This is a genomic window from Actinoplanes sp. CA-051413, from assembly GCF_050955795.1.
In the GTDB taxonomy this organism is placed as follows: domain Bacteria; phylum Actinomycetota; class Actinomycetes; order Mycobacteriales; family Micromonosporaceae; genus Actinoplanes.
The window spans coordinates 2752895-2765208 of record NZ_CP192100.1 but is presented as its reverse complement, the minus strand read 5'-3'; the positions used below and the strand labels follow the sequence as shown (position 1 = coordinate 2765208).

Annotated in this window: 10 protein-coding genes; 6 read left to right on the top strand and 4 right to left on the bottom strand. The window is 71.9% G+C overall.

Translation table 11 applies throughout. The features are described from left to right. The first annotated feature begins 191 nt into the window (after positions 1 to 191). The 3 genes from ACQP2Y_RS13155 (at position 192) to ACQP2Y_RS13145 (ending at position 2851) form a co-directional block, all read left to right on the top strand. Complete coding sequence (locus ACQP2Y_RS13155; RefSeq protein ID WP_433727730.1) at positions 192 to 458, top strand: hypothetical protein; 267 nt, start codon at positions 192 to 194, stop codon at positions 456 to 458. Positions 459 to 616: 158 nt separating this feature from the next. Next, a complete protein-coding gene (locus ACQP2Y_RS13150; RefSeq protein ID WP_360553786.1) occupies positions 617 to 1003 on the top strand; it encodes a DUF6394 family protein in 387 nt (128 codons plus the stop codon). 12 nt (positions 1004 to 1015) lie between these two features. After that, entirely contained in the window at positions 1016 to 2851 is a 1836-nt protein-coding gene (locus tag ACQP2Y_RS13145) for a potassium channel family protein (protein WP_433727728.1), read from the top strand. A gap of 71 nt (positions 2852 to 2922) precedes the next feature. Here ACQP2Y_RS13145 and ACQP2Y_RS13140 read toward each other — a convergent pair whose 3' ends face one another. The 4 genes from ACQP2Y_RS13140 to dhaK all read right to left on the bottom strand — a co-directional run bounded on the left by ACQP2Y_RS13140 (position 2923) and on the right by dhaK (position 8269). After that, a complete protein-coding gene (locus ACQP2Y_RS13140; protein WP_433727726.1) occupies positions 2923 to 4086 on the bottom strand; it encodes an MFS transporter in 1164 nt (387 codons plus the stop codon). Between the two features lie 125 nt (positions 4087 to 4211). Then, complete coding sequence (gene ptsP / locus ACQP2Y_RS13135; RefSeq protein ID WP_433727724.1) at positions 4212 to 6617, bottom strand: phosphoenolpyruvate--protein phosphotransferase; 2406 nt, start codon at positions 6615 to 6617, stop codon at positions 4212 to 4214. 4 nt (positions 6618 to 6621) lie between these two features. Beyond that, positions 6622 to 7263 (bottom strand): dihydroxyacetone kinase subunit DhaL, encoded by a 642-nt coding sequence (dhaL, locus tag ACQP2Y_RS13130; protein WP_433727722.1) that lies wholly within the window; start codon positions 7261 to 7263, stop codon positions 6622 to 6624. Positions 7264 to 7267: 4 nt separating this feature from the next. After that, positions 7268 to 8269: a dihydroxyacetone kinase subunit DhaK gene (dhaK, locus tag ACQP2Y_RS13125; protein WP_433727720.1), complete on the bottom strand. Its 1002-nt coding sequence runs from the start codon at positions 8267 to 8269 to the stop codon at positions 7268 to 7270. Between the two features lie 403 nt (positions 8270 to 8672). Between dhaK and ACQP2Y_RS13120 the strand changes: the two genes are divergently transcribed. From ACQP2Y_RS13120 to ACQP2Y_RS13110, 3 genes are all read left to right on the top strand, one after another. Then, the gene (locus ACQP2Y_RS13120; RefSeq protein ID WP_433727718.1) at positions 8673 to 9377 is read left to right on the top strand and encodes a DUF4760 domain-containing protein; all 705 of its coding nucleotides are present in this window, start codon (positions 8673 to 8675) and stop codon (positions 9375 to 9377) included. A 260-nt stretch (positions 9378 to 9637) separates the two neighbouring features. After that, entirely contained in the window at positions 9638 to 11653 is a 2016-nt protein-coding gene (locus tag ACQP2Y_RS13115) for a zinc-dependent metalloprotease family protein (RefSeq protein WP_433727716.1), read from the top strand. Continuing rightward, positions 11632 to 12219 carry a hypothetical protein gene (locus tag ACQP2Y_RS13110; protein WP_433727714.1) on the top strand — a complete coding sequence of 196 codons (588 nt, stop codon included), beginning with the start codon at positions 11632 to 11634 and terminating at the stop codon, positions 12217 to 12219. Before ACQP2Y_RS13115 ends, ACQP2Y_RS13110 begins: the two co-directional genes overlap by 22 nt. Positions 12220 to 12314: the final 95 nt, after the last annotated feature.

Sequence of the window (12314 nt, the reverse complement as noted above, 5' to 3'; positions counted from 1 at the left end):
CGGCATACCTCGCGGTGCATCGCCGCCTGCGGAAGTTTCAACGCCCTTGACGCGGCATGAGAGTGCGCCTACGGCACACCTCGTGCAGCCTCGGCATCTATCGTCAAACAGCGACACATCATGGTGACGTCACAGCGAGCGGAGTCAGTGTGCCCGAGGACAACACTTACGTTCGGGATCAGAATGCGCGCGTGGATCCGATGCTCACCCTCGGGACGATCACCGTCGCGGAATTGCGCAACATTCTGGCCGACCTTCCCGGCGAGGCCGTCGTCATCGTCGGCCTGGACGAAACAGGAGGGGATGACTGTTCACCGCTGGCTGATGTGGAGGAGGTCTGGTACTTCCCATCTACCGGCGAGTCGGCTCCGCTCGGACGTGATGCCGACGGAAACGTCCACGAGCCAGGCTCCCGCGACCTGTACGCCGTGCTTCTACGTCCCACCGGTCACCGGTGACGGCAGCCCTGGTGATGGCGGCGGTCGCCTCGTCCAGGCGTTCCAGCATTTCCAGGGCCGCCGCTCGATACGTCAGGCTGTCGCCACGTCCACCGTGGTCGCGCAGCGGCTGAGGCGGTATCGAGCTAGCGTGAGTTTCCGACCCGGAGGAGGCACGCATGAGTCTCGAAAAGGTGATCTTCGGCTTCTTCGTGCTGCTGGCCGCGACGCTCAACTTCGGGTTCTTCATCGGCGACCTGTCCGACCCGTCGTTGCACAACGTGTACGAGCTGTTCGCGGCGATCGTGGTCAGTCTCATCGCGACCGTGCTGAAGTTCGGCGACCGTACCCAGATCGGGGCGGTGCACCTGGCCACCAGCCTCGTCGCCGACCTGCAGCTGATCGCCGCCGCGCTGGCCTGGGGGTACGCCTCCCAGATCGCGTCTAGCGGCCTCAACGGGGCGGCGATGGCCAGCGTCGTGTCGCTGTCCGGGGGTGCACTGCTGGCCAATCTCGTCTCGGTCGTGCTCCTGGTGATCGAGACCGTGTCGTTCCACCGCCGGTGACGGGGAGGAGTCGTGGCTGATTCGGCGAGGCAGCACCGGTTCCGGGACCGCGATGACCGGCGGCACTGGCGACCCCGGCGGGCGTTCTCCGCCCGGTCAGCGGAGACGTCGTCCACGGTCTTCCTGATCCTGCGCCGCATGCGGGCCCCGCTGATCGTCCTGATCACGATCTTCGCAGTCAGCGTGCTGGGCCTGACCCTCATTCCCGGCCGGGACGCCGCCGGACACCCCACCCGGATGGGGTTCTTCGACGCGTTCTACTTCATGAGCTACACGGCCACCACGATCGGGTACGGCGAGATTCCCCAACCGTTCACCGGCGCCCAGCGGCTGTGGGTGATGGCCGCCATCTACCTCACGGTGATCGGGTGGGCGTACGCCATCGGGTCGCTGCTCACGTTGCTGCAGGACCGGGCGTTCCGGCAGGCGCTGAGGTTGCAGCGCTTCACCCGTACGGTGAGCAGGTTGCGCGAGCCGTTCCTGCTGATCGTCGGGTACGGACAAACCGGGCAGTTGCTCGGTCGCTCGCTGGACGCCATCGGCCGGCGCTTCGTCGTGCTCGACATGTCCGGGGAACGCGTCGACTCGCTGGACGTCGACTCGTACCACGCCGACGTACCCGGGCTGGCCGGAGACGCCGGCAACCCGCACACCTTGGCCGTCGCCGGTCTGGAGCACCCCCGGTGTGAAGGAGTGCTGGCACTCACCGACAACGACGAGGTCAACCTGGTCGTCGCGATGACCGCCGCTCTCGTCCGCCCGGACCTACCGGTCATCGCCCGGACCATCTCGCCCGCGATCGAGCACCGGATGCGGGCCTTCGGCTCACCGACGGTCGTCAACCCGTTCGACCGCTTCGGCGACCACCTGGGGCTAGCCGTGCGCTCACCCGCGTCGTACCAGCTGATGTCCTGGCTGGAGAGCGGCCCGGGCGCCGATCTGCCCGAGCCGGGTCGGTTGCCGGCTGCGGGACGTTGGGTCATATGCGGCTACGGCCGCTTCGGCAGGAAGCTCGCTGAGGACCTGCGCGCCGAGGGCTTGGACGTGGTCATCCTGGACCGGCAGCCGGACGGCCTGGCGGGCACCACGGTCGTCGTGGGCGACGCATCCGAGCCCGCCGTGCTGGCGCGCGCCGACCTGGAGCAGGCGGTGGGTTTCGTCGCCGGCACCGACAACGACACGACAAACTTGTCCCTGATCGCCGCTGCCCGCCAAGTCAACCCCGCACTGTTCATCGCCTCGCGGCAGAACCGGCCCGCCAGCGCACCGCTGTTCGCGGCGATGGACGTCGACCGGCTGCTGGTGCCGACCGAGATGGTGGCGCGGGAGGTCTACGCCCAGCTGAGCACCCCACTGCTGTGGCGCTTCCTGCAGAACATGCCGGCACGTGGCGACGACTGGGCAGCAGAAGTCATCGGCCGTCTTCGTCAGCAGTGCGGCCGGCGCCTCGGCAGCGTCTGGAAGGTCACCCTGAACGATCGCGACGCGCCCGCCCTCGTCTCTTGGCTGCGTGCTGGCGACGCCCGGCTGGGGGACATGCTGAACAGCCCGCAGGACCGGAGCAGGCCCCTCGCCGCTGTGCCGCTGCTGCTGCAACGGGACTCCGAGAGCATCCTCGGCCCGAACGGCGACATCATCCTGGCGCCCGGCGACCAGCTCCTGATCGTCGGACGACCCTCGGCGCGCCGGTCCCTGCTCGACACCATGACCCACCATGCCATCAGCGAGTACGTTCTGACCGGACGATCCGTCCCGTCGGGTTGGCTGTGGCAACGGGTGACCGGCCGGGTGCCGCACTCCGCCGAGCATTTCGGGGCCGCAGAGCCCCGGTCGACGCCACCCGATTGACATACGGCCGTCCCTCCCGTGCGGCGTGGTCAGGGTGCGAAATACAAGCCGCATCGCCACGACGTCGAGCGTCAGCGCACTCCTGTGGGCGCCCGGACGACCAGCACGGCCAGCGTCGCGGCGCTCAGGACAGCAACCGCCAGATACGACGCAGTGTCACCGACGCTCTCGGCGAAGCGTGATCCTCCCGCCGAGCCGATGCCCTGGCCTGCCGCCCACGCCAAGTTGAACAGGCCGAAAGCGAGCCCCTGGGGCAGGCCGGACGCCTCGGCTCCGTCGGACAGCAGCGCGGACGCCGGGGTCATCAGCATCCCGCTCATGGCCGCCGCGAAGACCACCACCACGGCCAGCAGCACGGCCCGGCCCGGCAGCGGCAGCAGCAGGCAGCCGCCCAGCACGCCGCCGAGACCGGCCCGCAGCGGCAGCAGCCGACCGAAGCGGTCGGAGAGCCGACCCACCAGCGGGCTGCCCGCGGCTTCCACCGCGGCGGCGCAGAGGAACACCACGGCGACACCAGTCGCGCCGAGTCCCAGCTCGTCGAGGCGCAGAGGGACCAGGACACCGGCGACACCGAAGTACATGGCCGGCAGGACGGTGAGCCAGGCCCCCACGCGTACCGCCGGCTGACGCAACGCCTGGCGCAGCGTCCCGGTCTGCGGCGTGTGCTTACTGGAGGGAGTCAGCACCACGGCGGCGGCCAGACCGAGCGCCACGACCCCGACCACGCCGAAGACCAGCCGAGGGCTGCTGGCGTGGGCAAGCGCACCCAGCACGGGACCGCCGATCGCGCCGGCGACGCCGGCTCCGAGAACCGTGCCGATCATCTGGCCACGCCGTTCGCGTGGCGCCTCTTGGACGAGCCAGGTCAGCCCCGCGGCCCACGATGCGGCACCGCCCACCCCCTGCAGCAGGCGCGCACCGGCGAGGACCGCGAACGAGGAGCCCACACCGAACGCGACGCTGGCCATCGCCAGCAGAAGCAGCCCGGAGACCAGAACCCGCGGGGCGCCGCGCCGCGCGGTCAGCCGCCCGGCCGGCAGGGACGCCAGCAGCGTCCCCGCGGCGTAGGCGCCGACCAACACACCGGCCTGACTCTTGGACAGGCCCAGCTCAACCACGTACGACGGCAGCAGAGGCGCCACCGCCGAGAAGAAGCACACGTCGATCAGAACGATCACGCTGACCAGAACGACGACGCGGCGGGGCGAAGACGCGCGGATGCTGACGGGAGCCACCGTCCGATCATTCGGTACGCCGTTGCCGTCCGCCACCCGGTTAGGTCAGCGAGGCCGCGTAGATGTCCCCGACGGCAGCGGCCACCACCCGCTCGAAACCAACAGCTGTGCCCTCCGCGCTTCCTTCACCCCGGGCCGTCGAGCAGAGCCCGCACGGCGGCGGCGTCCGGCATCTCCAGGGCCACCCGCGTCAGCGCGGCGGCCGTGGCCAGGTCCGTGGCGCGGACGGCCTCCTTGATGGCCGGTACGCTCCGCGGCGCCACGCTGAGTTCCCGCACGCCAAGCCCGGTCAGCAGCGGCACCGCCGCCTCGTCTCCGGCCAGCTCGCCGCAGACCGCGACGGTGACCCGCTCGCCGGCGCCCCGGCACACCGCCTCGATCAGCCGCAGCACGCCGGGGTCCAGGCCGTCGGCCAGCGCGGCCAGCGCCGGGTTGCCGCGTTCGGCCGCGAGCGCGTACTGGGTCAGATCGTTGGTCCCGATGCTCAGGAAGTCGACGTACGGGGCGAACGCGGCGGCCTTGAGCGCGGCGGCCGGAACCTCCACCATGATTCCCACCTGCAGGCCGGCGGGCTCGCCGCCGCCCTCCCGCGCGACGGCCTCGTCGAGCATCCGGCGGGCGTGCACCACCTCGTCCACGGTGCTGACCATCGGGAACATCAGGCTGACCGGCACGTCGCGGGCCACCCGGACGACGGCCAGCAGCTGGTCGGCGAGCAGCCCGGGATGCCGCAGGGTGTACCGCAGGCCGCGGACGCCCAGGAACGGGTTCTGCTCGACCGGTGCCGGCAGATAGCGCAGCGGCTTGTCGCCGCCGACGTCGAGGGTCCGCACAGTGATCCGGCGTCCGCCGAGCGCCTGGGCGATCTCGCGCCACGCGGCCTCCTGCTCCTCGACCTCGGGCGCGGCGTCGCGGTCCAGGAACAGGAACTCGGTACGGATCAGCCCGATCAGGTCGGCGCCGTGCTCCGCAGCGGCGCGTGCCTCCGCCGCCGACCCCACGTTCGCGCCGACGGCGACTCGCACGCCGTCGCGGGTCACGGCCGGCGCCGAGGCTCGGCCGGCCGCCTGCTCGCGGCGCGCAGCCTGCCCGCGGGCCCGTTCGCGCAATGCCGCCAGCGCCGCCTCCGACGGGGCCACCAGCACCTCGCCGGTGCCCCCGTCGAGCGCGACCGGCGTACCGTCGGCGACCTCGAGCGCGGCCGGCCCGGCACCGACGACGGCGGGGATGCCGCGGGTTCGCAGCAGGATCGCGCTGTGCGCGGTGGGGCTGCCGAGCGCGAGCAGGACACCGGCGACCCGTACCGGATCGAGAGCCGCGGCCTCGGCCGGCGTGAGATCGGCGGCGATCAGCACGCCGGACCCCCGCGTGACCGCGGCGGGCACCCCGAGCAGGGCGCGCAGCATCTGGTCGGCGACCGCGCGGACGTCGGCCGCCCGCGCCTTCAGGTACGGGTCGGCCAGCGCCTCGAACTCGCCGGCGACCCGGGCCGTGGCCGCCGCCCAGGCCGGGGGCGCGGCCTCGCCGGCGTCGATCCGCGATCGGACCTCGGTGAGCAGATCGGCGTCGTCGAGCAGCAGCAGGTGCGCGTCGAAGATGGAGCCGGCGCCGGCCCGGAGCTTCTCCAGGTCCTGCCGCACGGACGCGAGGGCGTCGTCGATGCGTTGCCTCTCCTGCGCCGGTCCGCGCGCGGGCAGGTCGGGAATGTCGAGCGGTGCGGAGGACAGGTGCCGGGCCGGCCCGATGGCGATCCCCGGTGACGCCGCCCGTCCCTGCGCGGCCGGGCCCTCCGGTTCGGCGGAAGCGGGCTCGGTCTCATCGAACGCGCGCCCGGCCAGCGCCACGATCCCCTCGACAGCCGCCCGCGCCTGCGGGCCCGACGCGCGTACCTGCATCCGGTGTCCGTGCAGCACGCCCAGGGTGGCGATCCGCGACAGGCTCGACGCCGGCACCCACGGCGATCCCGTCTCGGCGTTGCGGACCCGCACCTCCGCGTCGAACGACCGGGCGAGGGTGACGAGCCGCGCGGCCGGCCGCGCGTGCAGGCCGTGCCGGTTGAGCACGGTGACCGTGGCCGACGGCCCGTCCCCGTTCCCGCCGCCGGTGTCCGGTGCATCGGTGACCGGCACGCCGAGCTGGGATCGCTTGCCCGCCAGCCCGGCGTCGGCCTCGGCGGCGACCTCGTCGCGGCCGGCTCCGCCCGCGGCGGCCACCGCGGCGGCCAGCAGACCTTCGACCAGCGGCCCCGGGCACAGCACGACCCGATCGCGCAGGTCGTCCGCCAGCAGCTCGAGCGCGAGCTCCGCGGAGAGGACGGCGCTGCCGAGGTCCATCAGCACCACCACGCCGTCGCCACGGTCGGCGGCGGCCACCGCCTCGGTGATGGCGACGGCGTCGGTGCCGAACGCCGTGTCGTCGAGCCCGGCAGCGACCTCGATCGGCACCGCCGCGCCCCGGATCATCTCCGCCGCGAGTCCTACCGCGGCGCGGGCCAGGGCCCGGCTGTGGCTGACCACCACCAGGCCGACCACGGCCTCAGTCCCCGCCGAGCACGGTCGCGGCCGCGCTCAGCAGCAGCGTCACCGAGGTCGCACCCGGATCCTGGTGGCCGGCACTACGCTCGCCCAGATAGCTGGCGCGGCCCTTGCGGGCCACCATCGGGATCGTCGCGTCCCGGCCCCGCTCGGCGGCACCGACCGCCGTCCGCAACGCCTCGCCGAGCGGCTGACCGGCGGCCAGCGCCCCGTCCAGGGCGTCCACCGCCGGAGCCAGCGCGTCGTACATCGTCTTGTCGCCGGCCTCGGCCTTGCCGCGGGCGACCACCCCGTCGAGCCCGGCCCGCAGCACCTTCGCGAAACCTGGCGCGTCGAGCGCGTCGGCGCCCCCGGCCGCGGCGGCCATCCGCAGGAACGCCGTGCCGTACAGCGGGCCGCTGGCGCCGCCGACCTTGCTGACCAGGGTCATCCCCGTCCGCTTGAGCACGTCGGCCGGGGTGGTGGGCGCTTCGCCGGCGAGCACCGCCAGGACCGCGGTCATCCCGCGGTCCATGTTGACGCCGTGGTCGGCGTCGCCGATCGCGGAATCCAGCTCGGTCAGCCGCTCCTTCTCGGCCGCGACGAGCCGGCCGAACTCCCGCACCCAGCTCGTCAGCGCCACGGTGTCCACGGTGCCGTCCATCGGGTCAGGTCCCCCACTGCAGGGCCGGGGTCCGCACCGGCGCGTCCCACAGCCGCAGGATCTCGTCGTCGGCCTTGAGCAGGGTGACCGAGCAGCCGGCCATGTCGAGGCTGGTGATGTACGGGCCGACCAGCGAGCGCGCGACGGAGACGCCCGCTTTGGCGAGGATCGCCGCCACCTCGTGGTACATGACGTACAGCTCGATGAGTGGGGTGGCGCCCATGCCGTTGACGAAGGCGATCACGCCGTCCCGGCCGGTGAAGTCCAGGTCGCCGAGGATCGGGCTGACGAGCATCTCGGCGATCTCGGCCGCCGGCGCCAGCGGCACGCGGCGGCGTCCCGGCTCGCCGTGGATGCCGATGCCGACCTCCATCTGGCCGTCCGGCAGGTCGAACGTGGGTTTGCCGGCGGTCGGGACCGTGCACGAGGAGAGCGCCACGCCCATGCTGCGGCCGTTCGCGTTGACCTTGCGGGCGATGTCGGCCACCTGGGCCAACGGCCGCCGCTGCGCGGCGGCGGCACCGGCGATCTTCTCCACCAGCACGGTCACGCCGACCCCGCGACGCCCGGCGGTGTAGAGGCTGTCCTGCACCGCCACGTCGTCGTCGGTCACGACGGCCTGGACGGTGACGCCAGTCTCCGCCGCGGCGAGCTCGGCCGCCATCTCGAAGTTCATCACGTCGCCGGTGTAGTTCTTGACGATGTGCAGTACCCCGGCACCGCCGTCGACGGCCTTCGTTGCCGCCATGATCTGGTCGGGCACCGGGGAGGTGAAGATCTCGCCGGCGCAGGCCGCGTCCAGCATGCCCGGACCGACAAAGCCGGCGTGCAGCGGTTCGTGACCCGAGCCGCCTCCGGAGACAAGCCCGACCTTGCCCTCGACCGGGGCGTCGCCGCGGCGGACGATGCGGTTCTCATGATCGACGTGAAGCTCGGGATGGGCGTCGGCGATGCCGCGGAGCGCGTCCGCGACCACATTCGCCGGGTTGTTGATCAGCTGGTTCATCGGTGACTCCTCGCCGCTGAGTGCCGGAGGGACGACCTGCTACCCCACAAATTACGCCCGGATCTCCGAAAGGGAACCGTCTCGCGGTGCGGCCTTTCCAGCCAGGCCGCGCAGCGCGATCCTGGGCGGTGCCGGTCGCCGCCGACCGCGCGGCCTTCGCCCAGCTCTACGCCGATCCCGTCGTCATCAACGGCGCCCCGATGTCCGTCGCCGACGTGGTGGCGCGCGGAGGCGCTGCACAGCGCCTTCACCGACCACGTCATCGAGATGCGCCGTGAACGAAACTTCCACCACCCGGCCCAAGACCGGCTGGGCCTGACCGAGGCGCCACCTCAGCGGATGCCCCGCGACCAGCTCGACGCCATCACAAAGGCCGGCCATGAGGATCGATTACCTTGGATCGGTGGACGCCAAGACAGCGATCTCCCTCATCTCCATCGCCATCTCCGTCGGCTCCCTGATCGTCTCCGGGACGCTCGCGCTCCGGCAGACACGAACCACGATGGACGGTTACGCCCTGCCAGTCGTGCTCCAGGTCTTCAGCCGGTTCCGGACCCAGGAGTTCTTCGACGCTCAACAGTTCATCTTCGACGAGCTTCCGCGGCAACCGGTCCGGCCGTACACGGACCTGTCGTTGGAGGCCCGGTCCCAGTTGCGCATGGTCGGCGGTCTCTACGACGACCTCGGCAAGCTGGTCGCACACGGCATCGTCAAGGAGGAGCTGGTCATTGGCTCCAACGGCCCTCAGGCCCGACGCATCTGGGAGACGATCGAGCCCTTCGTGCGCGCCGAACGAGATAAGCGCAACAGCAACCTGTGGATCTACCTGGAGGACCTGGCGTACCGAACCACCCGGAAACCGCCAGCCGTCATCCACGAGAAGCTCAAACTGCACCGGTACGCCGGACCGAGGCACGTCCCTTCCGGCACCCCCCGAGTCCCCCGCGACGCCACGACCTCGAACGGAGCAGCAGCCGAACTGACGGACGGGAGGAGGGGCGAAGGCGGCCTGGCGGAACGGAGACACTCCACGTGCCCCGCTCAGCGTGCGCACGTGGCGATCGTGATGATCCCGACGAAAAGGCCGACGATCATTGAGGCAGTCTGAAGCTGGCTATTTGTCGGCGAGGTCATAGCGGTGACCGATACTGCCGTGACCGCCACCGGCACACGTCCGTAGATCACGACTTGGCGACGTATTGGCATCAGCCGCGCGAGACGACTCAAACGTGGCCTAGGCCGACATTAAGTCTCAGTTAAGAGCGGTGACGTGCGTCGATGCGGCGATACCGTCGGGGCCCCTCCTGGCGTCCGCCACCACGGCGCCGATCGAGGCCTGCCCGTCCCACCCCGGAAGGCTCCGCATTCATGTCCTCTCCCCGCCGCAGACGCCCCCTGCGCCGCGTCGCGCTCATCGCGACCGGTGTCCTGGCGGTCGGGCTCGTCGGTATTCCCTCGGCCCTCGGCAGCGCCTGGCTGCTTCCCTCGACGTCGTCGCAGGGCGAGCGCACCGTAGCGGTGTCCGAACCCGAACCGCTGACCTCCGTGCCCGCCGACGATCCCGGCGAAGGCCTAATCCACAAGGGCCTGCGCCCCGGCGGGAAAGGCACGTCCTGCGCGGGTGAGTACGAGGTGATCGGCACCGGCCGGTGCTCGCACGGCCCCGACGAGGCGCCTCCCGGCCTCAGCGTGAAGAAGCGGGTTCCGCCGGTCGCCGCGGTCCGCAAAGAACCGGCACTGCCGTCCCGGACGGCTCCCCTGCGCCAGCCCGACGCGCTCGCCCTGACGCCGGCCGCCGCCCCCACGGCTGCCGGCGCGGCGGCCGCCGCGGGCGACGTGGTCTGCGAGGGCGACGGGCAGAGCGGCAAGCGGGTCCAGGTCCTGTACGTCCGCGCCGCCGCCACCGCGAGCCGCTTCGCCGCCTACGAGGCTTCCTTCCGTACGTGGGCCGCCGGCGTGGACACCATCTACGACGCGAGCGCCCAGGACACCGGGGGAAACCGGCACCTGCGCTACGTCACCACCTCGGACTGCCGGGTGGACGTCCGCGAGGTCGAGGTGCCCGACGGCCAGCTCGACGACTTCAGCAAGACCATCAGCGCGCTGAAGACTCTCGGCTTCAACCGCACCGACCGCAAGTACATGATCTTCGCCGAATCGAACGTGTACTGCGGCATCGGCACCTTCGCGGGCGACGACCAGGCTTCGGCGCGCAACCGCAGCAACGCCGGCCCGTCGTACGGCCGCAGCGACACCGGCTGCTGGGCGGCGAGCGTGGCGGCTCACGAGCTCGGGCACAACCTCGGCGCGGTCAGTAACAGCGCCCCGAACTCCAGCAAGGCCGGTCACTGCGTCGACGACTACGACGTCATGTGCTACAAGGACGCACCGGAGACCACGGTGAAGATCGTGTGTACGGACCGGGCCAAGGAGAACCGGCTCGACTGCAACCACGACGACTACTACAGCACCGATCCGCAGCCCGGCAGCTACCTCGCCTCGCACTGGAACGTCGCCAGCAACGAGTTCCTCATCGCCGGCGAGACCGGTGGGGCGCCGGAGCCCACGCCCAGCCCGTCACCCTCGGCCACGCCGTCGGCCGGTCCGTCCGGCACGCCGAGCGTGCCGGTCCCGTCGCCGTCCGCGAGCCGCACCACGCCGCCCACGCTCGGCCCGAGCGGCTCCCAGCCGGCACCGACCACGCCCGCGCCGAGCCCGACCAGGCCCAGCGCGGATCCGGGTCCCGCGCCGGCCAAGCTCACCGTCGCGCAGCTCGCCGCCACGTCGGCTCGGCTCAGCTGGCCGTCGGCGGGTTCGGGCAGCAGCTACGGGGTCGTCGTCGACGGTCGTACGCTCGGCACGATCCGCTCGGCCGGGGTCACGATCACCGGCCTCACGCCCGGACGCACCTACCGCATGAAGATCACCAAGGGGTCGGCCGACTACACCGACGAGGTCGCGGTCTCGACCCCGGCGGCGGCCGTGCCGCCGGCCGGTGAATGGTTCTCGCTGTCCAACGCCCTCACCGGGGAGACCGCCGACGTGTACGGGGCCCGCAGCGCCGACCGCACGCCCCTGGTGACCCAGGTCGCGACCGGCGAGGCCAGCCAGTCGTGGCGCCTCGACGGGGGCAAGCTGGTGTCGAAGGCGACCGGCAAGTGCGTCAGCCCGCTGGGGTCCGCCGTGGCCGGTGCTGTGCTGGTCCAGAAGGACTGCGCGACGGCGGCGACGTGGCAAGTCACCCGTACCGATGCGGGTTTGACCCTGACCACCGGCGGCCTCGTGGCCGGCCCGGGCAACGCCACCTACGCAGGCCGGCCGCTGCTCGCCCTGCAGAAACCGTCAGGTGTACGCCAACAGGCATGGTCGGCCGACGTCAGGTGATCGGAACGACCGGAGCACCGCCGCACCACCGGCGAAGCTGGTGGTGCGGCGTCCTGGCGGCGGTGCTGATCGCGGTGGGTACGGCCGCCCCGGCGCAGGCACACGCCGGGATCATCCTCACCGTCATCGACGACGGCCGGGGCAGCGTCTCCGTCGACCTTCTCTGGGCCGACGGGCACCCGGTCATCGAACCGGTTGCCGGCACCCTCGTCGCCGTGTCGTCCGCGGGCACCCAAGTGGGCCCGAGCGCGCTCACCCGCCTGGAGGGCACCTCCACCGCCGTCTACGAAGGCACGCTCCCCGAAGGCGATTGGCAGGTCACCATCGACGTCGCAGCACCCGGCATCGGTCACTGCGCGGCCTTGGTCGACGTGCAGCGTGCCGGACCCGACCGGCCCGGCTCGACCCGCTGCGGCGAACCGAAACCGGCCGCCGCGCCGCCCGTCGCTAAGCAGCAACCGACCGGCGGCGGGTCGCACCTACCGCTGGTCGCGGCCGCCGGGGTCATCCTGCTGGGCATGGCCGTTTCCGTCGTCCTCCGGCGAAGACGGTCCGGCCGCTCGTAGACGGCACTACCCGAGGGAGCTCAGTCGCCGCTTCCCTCAGGCCAGCTGGGCGGTGACGCGTCGGCGCTCGGTCAGCGCCGGACCGCCGGTTCGTC